General features: G+C 62.5%; 14 protein-coding genes and 1 pseudogene. 7 read left to right on the top strand and 8 right to left on the bottom strand.

Going from position 1 to position 15260, the window contains the following annotated elements; translation table 11 throughout:
- Window positions 1–92 precede the first annotated feature (92 nt).
- The 3 genes and pseudogenes from M2397_RS09005 to M2397_RS08995 form a co-directional block, all read left to right on the top strand.
- Window positions 93–311, top strand: a complete 219-nt coding sequence (locus M2397_RS09005; RefSeq protein ID WP_259242682.1) for a DUF6434 domain-containing protein — start codon at window positions 93–95, stop codon at window positions 309–311.
- The gene (locus M2397_RS09000; RefSeq protein ID WP_167655848.1) at window positions 308–778 is read left to right on the top strand and encodes a RidA family protein; all 471 of its coding nucleotides are present in this window, start codon (window positions 308–310) and stop codon (window positions 776–778) included. Before M2397_RS09005 ends, M2397_RS09000 begins: the two co-directional genes overlap by 4 nt.
- Window positions 778–976, top strand: a pseudogene (locus M2397_RS08995) (CPBP family intramembrane glutamate endopeptidase); the annotation flags it as partial. The gene M2397_RS09000 and the pseudogene M2397_RS08995, both read left to right, overlap by 1 nt.
- Window positions 977–1280: 304 nt before the next feature.
- On the opposite strand, the gene M2397_RS08990 reads toward M2397_RS08995, so the two are convergent.
- Window positions 1281–2987: an amidase gene (locus M2397_RS08990; RefSeq protein WP_259242681.1), complete on the bottom strand. Its 1707-nt coding sequence runs from the start codon at window positions 2985–2987 to the stop codon at window positions 1281–1283.
- Between the two features lie 56 nt (window positions 2988–3043).
- Window positions 3044–3829, bottom strand: a complete 786-nt coding sequence (locus tag M2397_RS08985; RefSeq protein ID WP_259242680.1) for a helix-turn-helix transcriptional regulator — start codon at window positions 3827–3829, stop codon at window positions 3044–3046.
- Between the two features lie 83 nt (window positions 3830–3912).
- Here M2397_RS08985 and M2397_RS08980 point away from each other — a divergent pair, with 83 nt between their 5' ends.
- Window positions 3913–4218, top strand: coding sequence for a DUF2834 domain-containing protein (locus tag M2397_RS08980; RefSeq protein WP_145337582.1), 306 nt, complete (start codon window positions 3913–3915; stop codon window positions 4216–4218).
- Window positions 4211–4654, top strand: coding sequence for an MAPEG family protein (locus tag M2397_RS08975; protein WP_131696088.1), 444 nt, complete (start codon window positions 4211–4213; stop codon window positions 4652–4654). Before M2397_RS08980 ends, M2397_RS08975 begins: the two co-directional genes overlap by 8 nt.
- Here M2397_RS08975 and M2397_RS08970 read toward each other — a convergent pair.
- Both M2397_RS08970 and M2397_RS08965 read right to left on the bottom strand, forming a co-directional pair.
- Window positions 4636–5811 (bottom strand): GGDEF domain-containing protein, encoded by a 1176-nt coding sequence (locus tag M2397_RS08970; protein ID WP_145337584.1) that lies wholly within the window; start codon window positions 5809–5811, stop codon window positions 4636–4638. The genes M2397_RS08975 and M2397_RS08970 overlap by 19 nt on opposite strands.
- Window positions 5812–5920: 109 nt before the next feature.
- Window positions 5921–7132 (bottom strand): MFS transporter, encoded by a 1212-nt coding sequence (locus tag M2397_RS08965; protein WP_131696090.1) that lies wholly within the window; start codon window positions 7130–7132, stop codon window positions 5921–5923.
- Window positions 7133–7229: 97 nt separating this feature from the next.
- Between M2397_RS08965 and M2397_RS08960 the strand changes: the two genes are divergently transcribed.
- A complete protein-coding gene (locus M2397_RS08960) occupies window positions 7230–8051 on the top strand; it encodes a helix-turn-helix domain-containing protein (RefSeq protein ID WP_259242679.1) in 822 nt (273 codons plus the stop codon).
- On the opposite strand, the gene M2397_RS08955 is transcribed toward M2397_RS08960, so the two are convergent.
- Both M2397_RS08955 and M2397_RS08950 read right to left on the bottom strand, forming a co-directional pair.
- On the bottom strand, window positions 8008–10617 hold the full coding sequence (locus M2397_RS08955; protein WP_259242678.1) for an EAL domain-containing protein: 2610 nt from the start codon (window positions 10615–10617) through the stop codon (window positions 8008–8010). The genes M2397_RS08960 and M2397_RS08955 overlap by 44 nt on opposite strands.
- Window positions 10618–10980: 363 nt before the next feature.
- Complete coding sequence (locus tag M2397_RS08950) at window positions 10981–12003, bottom strand: alpha/beta hydrolase (RefSeq protein WP_259242677.1); 1023 nt, start codon at window positions 12001–12003, stop codon at window positions 10981–10983.
- Between the two features lie 165 nt (window positions 12004–12168).
- On the opposite strand from M2397_RS08950, the gene M2397_RS08945 reads away from it, so the two are divergent.
- Window positions 12169–13092 carry an AraC family transcriptional regulator gene (locus tag M2397_RS08945; RefSeq protein ID WP_259242676.1) on the top strand — a complete coding sequence of 308 codons (924 nt, stop codon included), beginning with the start codon at window positions 12169–12171 and terminating at the stop codon, window positions 13090–13092.
- Here the strand turns inward: M2397_RS08945 and M2397_RS08940 are convergent.
- Window positions 13067–13573 carry a GAF domain-containing protein gene (locus M2397_RS08940; protein WP_145337588.1) on the bottom strand — a complete coding sequence of 169 codons (507 nt, stop codon included), beginning with the start codon at window positions 13571–13573 and terminating at the stop codon, window positions 13067–13069. The two genes, M2397_RS08945 and M2397_RS08940, sit on opposite strands and share 26 nt — an antisense overlap.
- Before the next feature lie 52 nt (window positions 13574–13625).
- Window positions 13626–15128, bottom strand: a complete 1503-nt coding sequence (gene proP, locus M2397_RS08935) for a glycine betaine/L-proline transporter ProP (protein WP_131696096.1) — start codon at window positions 15126–15128, stop codon at window positions 13626–13628.
- Window positions 15129–15260: the final 132 nt, after the last annotated feature.

The following is a 15260-nucleotide window of genomic DNA, read 5'->3' as shown; positions in this document are numbered from 1 at the left end:
AAAAGATCCACTGTCAGCGTCGGTTCACCGGCGTTCACAGTGGCCATTTAGCGCTATGCTGCGTGCTCCCGAAACATCAGAGCGTTACGCAAATGGACTTCGATTGGCACAGCGCCCCCATCACCCGCAGCACGCCTGTCACTTCACACTACAAAAACACCCAGAACGTACGCCGTTTCATGCGTGAGCACTGCGGCGCGGGGTTCAAGTTCGACCGGTCTTTCATGGCCTGGATTCGCAACCCAACACCCAAGACGATGGGCGACGTGGTGGATGAGTGGCAGCGTCGCAACGAGGACTCGCGCCCATGACACCGGATGAAAAATACCAGGCCGTGCAACAACGCCTTGGCTATCAATTGGATGAGTTCAAAGTCGGCGGCAACTACACGCCGCTGGTGCGCGACGGCAACCACCTGTACATCAGCGGGCAGATTCCTCGCGTCGGCGACACGATCGTGCTGCCGGGTAAAGTCGGTGACACCTTGACCCTGGCCCAGGCGCAAATCGCTGCCGGCATCAGTGCATTGCGCTGCCTGGGCCTGCTCAAGCAGGCGCTCGGTTCGCTGGGCCGGGTCAAGGCCATCCCGCGTATCACCGTGTATGTGCGCAGCGCCGAGGACTTCGATCAGCAGAGTGAAGTGGCCAACGGCGCGTCCGACCTGTTGCACGAGATCCTCGGCAGTGCCGGGGTGCATACGCGCACGTCGGTGGGGGTGATGCAGTTGCCGAAGTCGGCGGCGGTGGAGATCGACATGATTGCGGTCGCGCGCGACTGATGATCAGTGGCGTGGTGTTTGCCGCCTGCCATGCCTTCCTGGCCTTGAGCGTGACCCAACTGGGATGGCCGGTGTTGCTGTTTACCCCTGATCGAAGGGCTGGCCTGCGCGCTGGTGCGTATGCGTCATGGCGTGTTGGCTGCAACGGCCTGCCATGGCACGGTAATCCTGCTGATTGCCGTGCCCTATATGGCCTGACTTGAAATGCGGTTAGAACTGTGGGAGGGGGCTTGCTCCCGATTGCAGTGGGTCAGCCACAGTTGCATCAACTGACACTCCCTCATCGGGAGCAAGCCCCCTCCCACACTTAACCGAGTACACCAGTCACAACTCCGGTCGGCTCGAAGACTGCAAAAGCCAGAGCAAAAGCAGACCGAGATCTACCTGATATATGCAGATCCAAATGTGGGAGGGGGCTTGCTCCCGATGGCAGTAGTTCAGCCACAGATGCATCAACTGACACTCCCTCATCGGGAGCAAGCCCCCTCCCACAGTGAATCAGTTAGTGTGTCGCCAGCGGCGGCGTGCGCGGCGGGATCAGGCGTTTGCTGCCGGTGGCTTCATACGCCGCCGCAAACCGCAGCAATGCCGAATCCTCATAGGCCCGCCCGGCAAAGGTCAGCCCGACCGGCATGCCGATATCCGCCATCACGCCCATGGGCACGGTAACGGTAGGCACGCCCAGATGGCGGATGGCGAGGTTGCCGTTGGCCACCCATACACCATTGCTCCACGCGATATCGGCACTGGCTTCGTTCACATCGGCATCCGCCGGGCCCACATCGGCCACGGTCGGGAACAGCACCGCGTCAAGGCCGAGGCCGTCCATCCAGTCTTCCAGGTCGATCCGCCGGGTTTGCTCAAGGCCACGCAGGCCATCGGGGACAGTGCTGATCTCGTTCCACGGGGTGATGCCACGCTCGGCCATGCGCACGTATTCGTCCATGCCGGCCGCGAGGTCGTCTTCACGGTTGGGCAAGGTGCCGGGGTCGTGGGGGAAGATCTTCGGCCCGTCCACATCGGCCAGGCGGTTCAGGGCCGGATCATTGTTGGCGCGCAGGAAATCATCGAAGGCCCAGGCCGACAGTTCCCACAGTTCATCGTGCAGGAATTCCTTGGACACCAGACCACGGGTAAACACGGTCGGCGCGCCGGGGCGGTCGCCTTCGCAGTTGGACACCAGCGGGAAATCGACCTCGACGACTTCGGCGCCGGCGGCTTCCAGCGCCCGGCGGGCGTCTTTCCATAAGTCGATGACGCTGTCACGGGTGTTGATCTTCTGCCCGGTCGGCCCGCCGATGCCGGGCTTTTCGCTGGTGCCGGCCTCGGGGTCGGCATTGATGTACATGCGCGGCACGCCGAAGCGTTTGCCGGCCAAGGCTTCAGTGTTGACCGCCAGTTCAGCGTAGGACGCCGGGCGCACCGAGGCGACGTCGGGGATCGGCACCCACGGCTGCAGGCGCCACAGGTCGCCACGGGTGTCCGGGTCGTCGGCCACCACCACGTCGAGCACTTCCAGCAGGTCGGCCATAGTGCGGGCGTAGGGCACCACCACGTCCATGGTCGGGGTCAACGGCCAGTTACCGCGCACCGAAATCACCCCACGGGACGGGGTGTAGGCGCACAGGCCGTTGTTGGACGCCGGGCCACGGCCGCTGGACCAGGTTTCTTCCGCCAGGCCGAAGGCGGCAAAGCTGGCGGCGGTGGCGGTGCCGGCACCGTTGGATGAACCGGAGGCGAACGGCGCGGTGAGGTAGTCGGCGTTATACGGGCTTTCCGCGCGGCCATACACGCCGCGCTGCATGCCGCCATTGGCCATCGGCGGCATGTTGGTCTTGCCCAGGCAGATGGCGCCACCGGCGCGCAGACGCTCGATGGTGAACGCATCGCGCTGGGCGACCAGCTTGGCGAACGCCGGGCTGCCGGAGGCGGCGGTCAGCCCTTTGACCAGATAGCTGTCCTTGGCGGTATAGGGAATGCCATCCAGTGGTCCCAAGGTTGTGCCCTTGGCCCGGCGTGCATCGGAAGCCTCAGCTTCCTTCAGGGCATCGGGGTTACGCACGACGACGGCGTTGAGTGCGGTAGCGGTCTGCGGGCCGTCATAGGCATCGATCCGCGCGAGGTAAGCGTGCACCAGTTCAACGGCCGTGGTCTGGCCGGATTCGAGTGCCGCGCGCAATTGGGCAATGGAGACTTCGGTAACTTGCATGACGTTTTCTTCGCCGCCTTAAGTTGAGGTATGGCGGCAGTCTACGTACAGATATTTCACAAAACCAGTGCGGCATTTTCCCCATAGGCGGCGCGCATCACCTGCCAGGTGGTGGCGTCAGCGGGAATCAGATGTTCGATGCGCAGGGAGGTGAGGGTGATGTCCTGGGGCATGCCGAAGGTGGTGAAGGTGGACAGGAAGTTCAGCTCGCCCCGACTGGAGTGCAGGCGGGTCACCACCAGCGGCGGCATTTCAGTGGGCGGCGCAGCGGGGGCGGGGGCGGGCAAGCTCGCCAGTAACGCGGCCAATACGGGGTTGCCCAACGCTTCGCGGCTTGCCCGTTGCCAGGCCAGGGTGCGGATTTCTTCGGCGTTGATCAGGTGGTCGCCCAGGCCACCGGGTTGCAGCAGGGTGGTCAGCAGGTTCAGGCCTTCCATTGGCGGCGTGACCCCCACGAGCCCCAACAGCACACCAGTACTGGCATTCGCCGCCAGTACTTCCCAGTGGCTGCCGAGCAGGATCGCCGGGGCCGGGTTGTTGGCGTGCAGTACATGGCTGACCGCCTCGCGAATCGCAGCCATGGCCGGGGCGGCGAGCGGAGTAGCGGTATAGCGGGGCGCGAAGCCGGCGGCGAGGAACACGCGGTTGCACTGCTCCAGCGGTGTTTCCAGTGCGGTTAGCAGGTGCTGCAACGTACCTGGGCTCGGCTTGGCGCGGCCGGTTTCGAGGCAACTGAGGTGGCGCTGGGAAACGCCGGTGATCAGGGCCAGGTCAAGTTGGCTCAGGCCAGCCTGTCGGCGTAGCTGGCGCAAGTGTTCGCCGGCAGTAGCGGGGGTATCCATGGCGTGACGATGACCTCCGAGGTCATTGCGAGGAAGGCAACCTTATCACTAGGGTGGGCCTCGATCACGTCAAGGAACAGACCATGCACAAACCTTATCTGGCACTTGCCGCTCTGCTGGGCTTTTCGCTGTACACGCTGTTCACGCTGCTCACGGCCGAGCAATCGTTGCTGGCCTTCGGACGAGAGTTGATATCGCGCCCGGACACCGCGCAGGTAGTAACCGACCTGTACCTGATGGCCGTGCTGGCCTGTGTGTGGATGTACCGGGATGCACGGTCGCGGGGACGGTCGCTGGCGTCGGTGCTGCCGTACTTCTTGCTGACGGCGGTGTTCGTCTCGGTGGGGCCGTTGCTCTACATCGTGCTGAAGGGATTTCGGGATGAATGAGCTGTTGAACATCTACGCCCTGTGCGTGCTGGTGCTGTGCCTGAAGATGTTTGGCATTTCCTGCTATCAGGGTTTTTTCCGGCTTCGCGGGCTGGCCTTCACCAACCGCGAAGATGCGGCAGTCTTCAAGCGTGCTGCACATCCCGTGGAGTTACCCCAGGTGAGTCGGGCGTCCAGGGCCTGGGCCAATGACCTGGAGAATATCCCGTTGTTCTTCGTGCTCGGCGGGTTGTGTGTGGCGCTGGGCACTGCCGGTGCGCCCACAGCCTGGTTGTTCGGCGGTTTCACCCTGGCGCGGATGGCCCATACACTGATGTATCTGGCGGGATGGCAGCCGTGGCGCACGCTGGCGTATGGGCTGGGGGTCGCGTGCCTGTTCGGGCTGGGCGCAATGACGGGGTGCAGTGTGGCGGTCAATTACGACCTTTCGCTGTAGGAACCAGACCCCGTCCGATCCACCAACCGAATGCTATCCCGCCCGCCACGCTTGGACTCATACAGCGTGGTGTCCCCCTGTTCGATCAGCGCCGCCAGGCTGGCCGGCGGCTGGTCGAACAGGGTGGCGCCGATGCTCAGGGTCACGGGCGCGGGCGTGGCGAACGTCTGCGCGGCCAGTTGCTGAAACTGCTCGCGCAGGCTGCTGCCCAGTTCGACGATCTGCTCAGTCGAGGCCGGATTGAGCAGGATCACAAACTCATCACCGCCCAAACGTGCAGCCAGCGCGCCTCGGGGCACGACTGCGCGAATCATCTCGCTCAAGGCGATCAGCACGCGGTCGCCGGCGGTATGGCCGTGGAGGTCGTTGACCGACTTGAAGTTGTCGATGTCGATCAGCAGCAGGGCGCCCGGTTGTTGCGCCGACACCTGGGCCAGCAGGCGCGGGGCGCGCAGGTCGAGGGCGCGGCGGTTGTAGAGGGCGGTGAGCGGGTCGCGGGCGGCGAGGCGGGCGATCTGCTGTTCGCGACGGTAGCGTTCGGAACCGGTCATCGACAGCGCAATCAGCATGATCGCCATCGCGCCTTCCACCAGGGACACCTGGATGATCTCGCCCTTGAACGCCGCAAGGTCGATCAAGGTGCCGGGGATCATCACCGACAGCGCCTTGGCCACGTAGAAACTCCCGTGGACCAGCAGCACATAACGCAGTTGCACCGCGCCGATGCTCAATGACCGGCCGTGGGGCCTCAGCAGGAAACTCGCACGCAAGGTCGGCAGTGCCACAAGCAGCGACTGCACGCCCAGCATGGCCTTGGACCACGGCAGGTCGGTCGGCAGCATCAGCATGCCCAGCCACACGGCCAGCATCAGCAGCCACAGTGGTGACAGGCGCACGTGGGTAAAGCGCGCGACACCGAGCAAAAACAGGACATGCGCGCTCACCAGCAAGCCGTTGGCAAACCAGATGCCGATGAGCAAATAGCCATTGATGCGCAGCAGGGCCAGGGTGGAACCGACGGTGATGGTGGCGAAACCGGCGCTCCAGAACAGCAGCGAAGGTTCGCGTACGCTGCGCCATTCTATGGCCAGGTACAGGGCAGCAGCGGCGGCCAGGGCAACGGTGAGTGCCAGAATCGTAGGAGGGTCGAGCGTCATTTCGTGCCGGGTCTGCCTGGGTGTGCGTTTAAACCGGGATTGTAAGCGCACACACAGGGTTTTCAGAACACAAAAGGTAGTGGCATACAGCTATTCGATGATCGGCGGTTCAGACGCCTTTGGTCGACGGCAGCAGTATCGTCAGGATGCCCACCAGCGGCAGGAATGAGCACAGTGTGTAGACGTACTCAATGCCGTGGCTGTCGGCGAGCAGGCCGAGCAGCGCCGCGCCGATACCGCTGAAGCCGAACATCAGGCCGAAAAAGATCCCGGCGATCATGCCGACATTGCCCGGCACCAGTTCCTGGGCAAATACCACGATGGCCGAGAACGCCGAGGCGAGAACAAAACCGATCACCACGCTGAGCACGGCGGTCCAGAACAGGTCGACGTAGGGCAGGGCCAGGGTGAACGGCGCGGCACCGAGGATCGAGAACCAGATGACTTTCTTGCGCCCGATCCTGTCGCCGATCGGCCCGCCCGCGAAGGTGCCCACGGCCACCGCCCCGAGGAACAGGAACAGATACATCTGGGAACTCGATACCGACAGGTGGAATTTTTCAATCAGGTAAAACGTGAAGTAGCTGGTCAGGCTGGTCATGTAGAAGTATTTGGAGAACACCAGCACCGCCAGCACCACCAGGGCAAACGTCACGCGGCCTTTGGACAAGCCGTGGGTGGCTTTGCCGCCTTGCTTGAGCTTGAACAGGTTGAGGTGGTTGCGGTACCAGCGGCTCAAGCCATACAGCACCAGGATCGCGAACACGGCAAACAGCCCGAACCAGGCGATGTTGCCCTGACCATAGGGAATGATGATCGCCGCCGCGAGCAACGGCCCCAACGCGCTGCCGGCGTTGCCACCGACCTGGAAGGTCGATTGCGCCAGGCCGTAGCGCCCGCCGGAGGCCAGGCGCGCGACGCGCGAGGTTTCCGGGTGGAAGGTCGACGAGCCGACGCCCACCAGGGCTGCCGCCAGCAGGATCGCCGGGAAGCTGCCGACAAACGCCAGCATCAGGATGCCGACCAGGGTGCAGACCATGCCTGCCGGCAGCAGCCACGGCTTGGGATGCCGGTCGGTGTGGTAGCCGATCCAGGGTTGCAGCAGGGACGCGGTCAGTTGGAAGGTCAGGGTGATCAGGCCGACCTGGGTAAAGCTCAGCCCGTAATTGGCCTTGAGCATCGGGTAGATCGACGGCAATACGGCCTGGATCAGGTCATTGATCAGGTGCGCCAGGGCACAGGCGCCGAGGATGCGCATGACTAACGGGCTTACTTGAGGCGGACTCGAGGTGGCGGCAGGTGATGCGGTCAAGGTCGACATGCAGGCATTCCATACAAGGCAGTGAACAGGGGCAGCGAGTACTTAAGCCGGCTGCCCATTTCAATTTGTTTCAGAGCTTATGCTAGATTCGGCAAAAATGCCTGTCTCGCGTAATTCGGGAGGCAACCATCGTAAAAAGGGCGAAATGATCAAGTCACTGGATAAATTTTTGCAGGAGATCGATGAGGGCGACTGGGCTGTCATCAGTTCGGCCACCGATTATCCGGAAAACTGGGTGATACCCGAGCACAGTCACGAAAAGCATCAATTACTCTACGCCACCGAAGGCGTGATGGTGGTGCATTCGGCACACAACCAATGGACGGTGCCACCCAATCGCGGCTTCTGGATACCCTGCGGGCACGTGCACTCCCTGCGCTGCGTGGGCGCCCTGAAAATGCGCAGCGTGTTTGTTCGCCCCGACAGCTTCCCCAACCTGCCGACCGAGACCAAGGCGGTGAGTATTTCGCCGTTGCTGAGCGAGCTGATCAAGGCCTCGGTGAGTTTGAAACCGCCGTACGCCGAAGACTCAAGGGATGCGCGCATCATGCACCTGATCCTCGACGAACTCGCGCTGTTGCCGGCTTTGCCGCTGTCGCTGCCGCAGCCCGCCGACCCGCGTATCAACCAGATCTGCCTGGCGTGGCAGGATGACCCGGGCGATGCCTCCACCGTGGCGGATTGGAGCGAGCGCCTGGCGCTCGACCAGAAAACCATCCAGCGCCTGTTCCGCAAGGATACCGGCATGACCTTCGGCCAATGGCGCCAGCAGGCGCGGCTGCTGCTGGCATTGGAGCGTATCGCGGTGGGGCAGAAGATTATCGATGTGGCCCTGGAGCTGGGCTACGAAAGCCCGAGTGCGTTTACCTGCATGTTCAAGAAACAGTTTGGCAAGACCCCGAGTCATTTTTTCCGCTGACGTCGGCGCAGTAGTCGTCCAGCAAGCTGTTGAATGCGTCGATATCCAGCGGTCGGCTGAGGAAGTAGCCTTGGCCTTCCTCACACGCCACGCTTTTGAGCATGGCCAGGTGTTCAGCGGTTTCAATGCCTTCGGCCGTTACCGTCAGGGCAAGGGCACGGCCCAAGCCGACAATGGCTTGGATAATCGCCTTGTCATCCTCGCTTTCCTCCAGCCGGGTCAGGAAGCTGCGGTCGATTTTCAAGCCGTCGAACGGGAACGCACGCAGGTAGCTGAGGGACGAATAGCCGGTACCGAAGTCATCCATGGCAATGCGGATGCCCAGTTGCTTGAGCGTGCGCATCACCTCAAGCGCACCGACGGCGTCCTCGAGCATGACACTTTCGGTCATTTCCACCTCAAGGCGCGCAGCGTCGATACCCGAGGCGTCCAGGGCGTGGCGCACGCGCTCCACCAGATTGCCGCGCTTGAACTCGGTGGGTGACAGGTTCACCGAGACGAACAGCGTGTCCGGCCACTGCGCCGCGCACGCGCAAGCGGTTTCCAGTACCCAGTCACTCAGCGACAGAATCAACCCCGATTCTTCGGCAATCGGAATAAAGGTGTCCGGGGCGATCAGCCCGCGTACCGGATGCTGCCAGCGCACCAGTGCTTCGGCCCCGACCATCTGCCCGTCGGCGATGCGATAGCGCGGCTGGAAGTGCAGGCGCAGTTCAGCGTGCTTGATCGCAAAGCGCAGATCGCTCTCCAGGCGCCGCCGTTCGATGATCCGCGTATTCATTTCCCCGGAGTAAAAGCGCCAGGTATTGCGCCCGGCCGCCTTGGCCTCATACAGCGCGATATCGGCGTAGCGCAGCAGTTCGGTGGCATCGCGGGCATCGGTGGGCGCCATGGCAATGCCGATACTGGCGCTGATAAACACCTCTTGTTCGTCGATTCTGATTGCCTGCTCGATGGACTCGATCAAGCGCAGGCACAGGCTTTCGACTTCCTCCTGGCTGCCTGCATCGCTGAGGATCAGCACAAACTCATCGCCGCCGATACGGGCCACCAGGTCACCGTGGCGCACGCAGGCGGCCAGGCGGCCGGACACTTGATTGAGCACCCGGTCACCGGCGGCGTGGCCGAGCAGGTCATTGACCGGCTTGAAGCGGTCCAGGTCGAGGCTGAGCATCACCAGCGGCTGCTCGGCGCTGGGCAGGGCCTTGAGTTTGCCTTCCAGGAACGCCTGCAGGCGTGTGCGGTTGGGCAGCCCGGTCAGGGCGTCGTGTTGAGACAGGTACTCGATGCGCCGACGTGCTTCGACTTCTTCAGTCACGTCGGTGGCCGTGCCGCGAAACCCGCCGCAGGGCATTTCCCGCGCCGACAGCCGGGTGGTGCGCTCCTGTCCCTGGGCATCGATATAGCGGCACTGCACACTGACGTCCACGCGCCGACCCGGGGTGCTCAGCCATTGCGACAGCAGGTCGGCTTCGGTGTCCAGCAGGTCGCTCATCGAGGCCCCGAGCCAGGCTTGCCGGGCCAGGCCGGTGACGTTTTCGAAACGTTCCGACAGGTAGGTAAAACGCCAGCCGGCATCGATTTCCCAGACCCAGTCGGAACTCGCCTCCACCACATCGCGAAAGCGTGCTTCGCTGGTGGCTAGGGCGTTCTGGCTGTCCAGCAGTGAGGTGTGGCTGGCATCCAGGGCGAGGGCGGCGGCAGTGGCGCGGCGCAGAATCATCCAGGTCATCAGGCACACCAGCAGCGCGGCCAGCCCCAACAGCGGCAAGCCTACGCTCATCAAGCGCAGGCCGGGTCGCGCAGGTTCCCAGTGCAGGCTGCCGGCGGCGCCGTTATCGCCCAGGGGGAAAACCAGGGTATTGCCGATATCGTCGGGTGTGGCGATGTGCAGCTTGCCCACGCCGAACTCATCGCCGATCGCCGTCAGTTTGGCGCTGTTGAGGACGTCGACGAAGATCAATACCGAGGCTGGCCGGCCATCGGGCTCGACCGTGGGGTCGGTGCCGGGGGTGATCGCGGCGGCGGCCACCAGCGCGGGACTGCCGTGTACGTTGATGAAGGCCGTGACCGGTGTTTCGTTTTCAGCCCCTGCGCGCGCCTGCTCGATGATCTCGGCCAGGGGTTGGTCGAGCCACTGCGAGAGTTCGATGTTTTGCAGCTCGCCCTTGATCACCGAGTAAACCGTGCGATTGTCGTCGTCGACCACAAACAGGCCTTGAAAACCGAAGTCCTGATACAACGTGGCCCCGACATTGCCGCGCGCGTAGGCCCAATCGGTGTCCACGTTCATGTGCAGGTGCTTGTAGGCATCGCTCCAGAAGGCGTAGTCCTTGACGGTCACCCGCAGGGATTTTTCCAGGGACTGCATGGCTTTGCGGGTATAGAACGCGCTTTCCTCCTGTTCGGAATGGTCCAGTTCGCGCGCAAGGTACACCAGGGAGTAGGCGGCGGCTGCAAAGACCAGGGCCAGCAACGCCACGAAATTGAACAGCGATGTACGTGCCAGCGACAGGCTGGTGCGATTGGAGAGCTTGCGCACAATGGGGGCGAGAGAGTTCGGCATATTTCCCGCAGGACGTCGCTGCAAGTAAGGGGTATGCCTGGGTATCGGCTGTCTAGGCCGAATAATTAGGTTGTCAGCGGGCGTTATTCGCGCTGGAGAACGGCTTCACCGGAACGCTGTCGCCGTACTCGCTCCACTCCTGCATCTGCTTCCTGTGGCGAGCGGGCTTGCCCCGCGTTGGGCTGCGTAGCAGCCCCAAAACCAGGCGCAGAGAAGTGTCTGATACACCGCATTCGTCTTCATCAGGGGCGCTTCGCACCCCAACGCGGGACAAGCCCGCTCGCCACAACAGCCCTATCTGCTGGGCGTTCAGCGTTGAACCAAAGCCTATGCCCCAGCGGGGCGCGTGAGGATTTATCGAGATTACTTCAAGTTGCTTTTAAAGAAGCTGGTGAGCTTGGCGAAGGGGATCAGGTTGACCCGGTCGTAGAGGTCCACGTGGCCGGCATTCGGGATGATCACCAGCTCCTTGGGCTCGGCGGCTCGGTTGTAGGCGTCTTCGCTGAACTCGCGGGAGTGCGCATCGGCACCGGCAATCAGCAACAGCGGGCGAGGCGAAATCGTCTCGATGTCGTTGAACGGGTAGAAGTTCATGAACTTCACGTTGCTGGTCAGCGTGGGCATGGTGGTGGTCTGCGGCGAGGCGCCGGCCGGTGTGACTTCGCCTCGCGGCGTGCGGTAGAAATCGAAAAACTCATCGCCAATCGGGTTGCCGGTCAGCTTGAGCGGCGTGCCGCTGGTGTAGAGGGTCTCGCCGCCCTGGAATTCCACGTAACGCTGGTTGGCCGCCTGCACCAGCACCTGCCGGCGTTGCTCCGCTGTCATGCCGTGCTTGAGGCCGTTGCGGTTGGCGGCGCCCATGTCGTACATGCTGACCGTGGCGATGGCCTTGAGGCGTGGGTCGATCTTGGCCGCCGCGATGGCAAAGCTGCCGCTGCCGCAGATGCCGATCACGCCGATGCGCTCACGATCGACCAGCGGCCGGGTGTCGAGGAAGTCCACGGCGGCGCTGAAGTCTTCGGCGTAGAGGTCGGGTAGCACCGCATTGCGCGGCTGGCCTGCGCTTTCGCCCCAGAACGACAGGTCCAGCGACAAAGTGACAAAGCCCTGTTCGGCCATTTTGGTGGCGTAGAGGTTGGCGCTCTGTTCTTTGACGGCCCCCATCGGGTGGCCGACGATCAGCGCGGCATTTTTCGAGGCCGGGGCGAGCTGTTTGGGCACGAACAGGTTGCCCGCCACCGGCATGCCGTATTGATTGTTGAAGGTGACTTTTTCGACGGTCACCTTGTCGCTTGTGTAGAAGTTGTTTGCACCGTTGGACATGTCGGCTCCCAGAGAAGAGAACGAAATCACCAGCAGACTCAGGGTGAGCAAGAGGCTTTTCATGGATGGATCCTTGAGAAGGGGGTCGGCACATTTTCCCGGCGTGGTCCAGGGTTCTGTAGTGCGTTCCACTGGATTACTTGCCTGATCCTCTGAGTCTGTCAGGTTGCCGGGGACGCAAGCGGGCCGGTCGGGGTAAAGTCCAGCGATCAGAGAAAAGGGCCCTTTATGAAGATCAATCAAACGCCCCTGGACGTGCTGGTCCACGCCATCGGCTCAAGGGTCTGCTTACCCGGCGACTACCCCATGCCCATCCCCGGCCTGGGCTTTTATCGGCGTGAGCAGCCCGCGACACCCGTGGTGTGCATGGTCGAGCCGAGCATCGTGCTGGTTGCCCAGGGTGAGAAGCGGTTGTGGGTCGGCGGCGAGGGGTACCCGTATGACACGGCACGATTCCTGGTCACGTCGCTGGATATACCGGCCAATTCTGAAGTGCTGGTGGCCAGCCCGACTCGCCCGTGCCTTGGCCTGACCTTCAAGCTGGACCTGCGCATCCTCGCCGAACTGATCGCCCAGGGGGCGTTACCGCCAACGCGGGAGCGGGCGGTGATGAAAGGCGTGGGGATTGGTGTCGTGACCGGCGCCATGCTCGCGTCATTTGCGCGCCTGGTTGAATTGCTTGATGAGCCCGAAGCGATACCGGTGCTCGCGCCCTTGATCCAGCGCGAGATTCACTTCCGGCTGTTGCAGAGCGACCAGGCCGGCCGATTGCGCCAGATCTGTTCCGTGGACGGGCAGGGTTATCGGATTGCGCGGGCGATCGATTGGCTCAAGCTCAATTACGACGCGCCTCTGCGCGTGGAAGAACTGGCCGCGCGCGTGCAGATGAGCGCGGCGACCTTTCACCATCACTTTCGTCAACTCACGGCGATGAGCCCGTTGCAGTATCAGAAGTGGCTGCGCCTCAACGAGGCGCGGCGCTTGATGTTGAACGAGCACCGGGACGTGTCCAGCGCGGCGTTCAAGGTCGGCTATGAAAGCCCGTCGCAGTTCAGCCGCGAGTACAGCCGGTTGTTTGGCGTGCCGCCCAAGCGCGATATGGCCGCGCTGCGCGGCAAGGCGCCTGTCACTGATCCGCGGGCGTCAAGTTAGCGTAGAAGATGCAGCCGATCAGCCGCGCAAACAGGCTGAGGGTTTCCGGCAGGTTGGGGTCGTCAAACAGCATTGCCCGGGAATCCAGCGCACACAGTGCGCCGAACAGGCGGCCGTCAGGCAGGAAGATCGGCGCGCCGGCGTAGCTCTCGATGGCGTATTGCTTGACCACCGGGCGTGAGGCGAAGCGGCCATTGTCGCTGACATGCGGGATGAACAAGGTCTGGGGGTTGATACAGAACTCGCTGCACAGGGTGGTTTCCAGGTCGAGCACGTCATCGACGTGAATACCCATGTCGGCAGTGTCGTGCACCGAGCAGACGATCCATTCCAGGTCTGTGAACTTGGCGATGCCAGCAAAGCGCATGCCCGTCAGGCGGGTGACCAATTGCAGGATGCTGGTGGTTGCTTCGATTTCGGCGATGGCAGCGCGTTCGTCGGCGCTGAGTAACGCGTGTGCGGCGGTGAAGCTTGGAAGCATGGTTGAACACTCCACTGGCGTGGCGGCCCTTGCCGCCACGCTTGGTCAGGTCTTAATTGATACGCGGATGCTGCTGCACCAGGTTCTGGCGCTTGGCTTCCAGTTCGGCAATTTCGGCGTCGATGTCTTCGATTTTCTGCTCGATGTTGTCGTGATGCTCCTGCAGCAATTCCTTCGCTTCGGCCATATCCGACGCCGCCGGTGCTGCGCCGCGCAGGGGTTTGTTGGCGGTTTCCTTCATGGTCAGGCCGGTGATCAGGCCGACCACCGCAAATACCATCAGGTAGTAGGCGGGCATGTACAGGTCGTTGGTGCTCTCCACCAGCCAGGCCACGACGGTGGGGGTGACACCGGCGATCAGTACCGAAACGTTGAACGCACTGGCCAACGCGCTGTAGCGCAGGTGCGTGGGGAACATCGCCGGCAGTGTGGAGGCCATGACGCCGATGAAGAAGTTAAGCACGATGGCCAGGATCAGCAAGCCGGCGAAGATCAGGCCGATCTTGCCGCTGGTGATCAGCATGAATGCCGGGATGGACAGGAACAGCAGGCCGATGCTGCCGGCGATGATGAAGGGCTTGCGGCCGATCTTGTCGCTGACAAAACCGATGAACGGCTGCACGAACAACATGCCGACCATGATCGCGATGATGATCAGTACGCCGCTGTTTTCTTTGTAGTGCAGGTTATGCGACAGGTAGCTGGGCATGTAGGTGAGCAGCATGTAGTAGGTCACGTTGGTGGCCGCGACGATCCCGATGCAGGTCAGCAGGCTGCGCCAGTGCTTGGTGGCGATCTCCTTGAACGACACTTTCGGGCCATGGGTCAGGCCTTCGCGGTCTCCCTGTTCGAGCTTTTCGACATGCTGTTGGAACGCCGGGGTTTCTTCCAGCGCATGGCGCAGGTAGAGGCCGATCATGCCCAGGGGCAGGGCCAGGAAGAACGGCAGGCGCCAGCCCCAGGCTTCGAAGTCGGCTTCGCCCAGCACGCTGGAGATCAGCACCACGACACCGGCACCGAGCACGAAACCGGCGATGGAGCCGAAGTCCAGCCAACTGCCGAGGAAGCCGCGCTTGCGGTCCGGCGCATATTCGGCGACGAAGATCGAGGCGCCGGTGTATTCACCGCCCACCGAGAAGCCTTGGGCCATTTTGCACAGCAGCAACAGGATCGGCGCCCAGATGCCGATGGAGGCGTATCCGGGAATCAGGCCGATGGCGAAGGTGCTCAGCGACATGATAACAATGGTCGCGGCGAGGACTTTCTGGCGTCCGTATTTATCGCCCAGCGCGCCGAAGAACAGGCCGCCCAGGGGACGAATCAGGAACGGCACGGAGAAGGTCCCCAGTGCCGCGATCATTTGTACGCTGGGGGAGGCGTCGGGGAAGAACACCTTGCCCAATACATAGGCGACAAACCCGTAGACACCAAAGTCGAACCATTCCATGGCGTTACCCAGTGCGGCGGCGGTGATCGCCTTGCGCATCTTGGCATCGTCAACAATGGTGATGTCTTTCAAACCGATGGGCTTGACGCCTTTCTTACGTAATTTCATGCGGACCACTCTAAAACAGAACAGGGGAGGTGCCATCGTTGCAATGGCACCGCTCTGTCAGTTCAGATACAAGCGGACATGAAATAATTCACCACTATTTGCGTTTTTTTGCTTGGGGCGCAATTTGCCAGC

Origin of the sequence: Pseudomonas sp. BIGb0381 (assembly GCF_024809815.1) — a bacterium.
GTDB lineage: Bacteria > Pseudomonadota > Gammaproteobacteria > Pseudomonadales > Pseudomonadaceae > Aquipseudomonas.
Note: the sequence above shows the minus strand (reverse complement) of the source record. Positions and strands in the feature narration are given on the sequence as shown.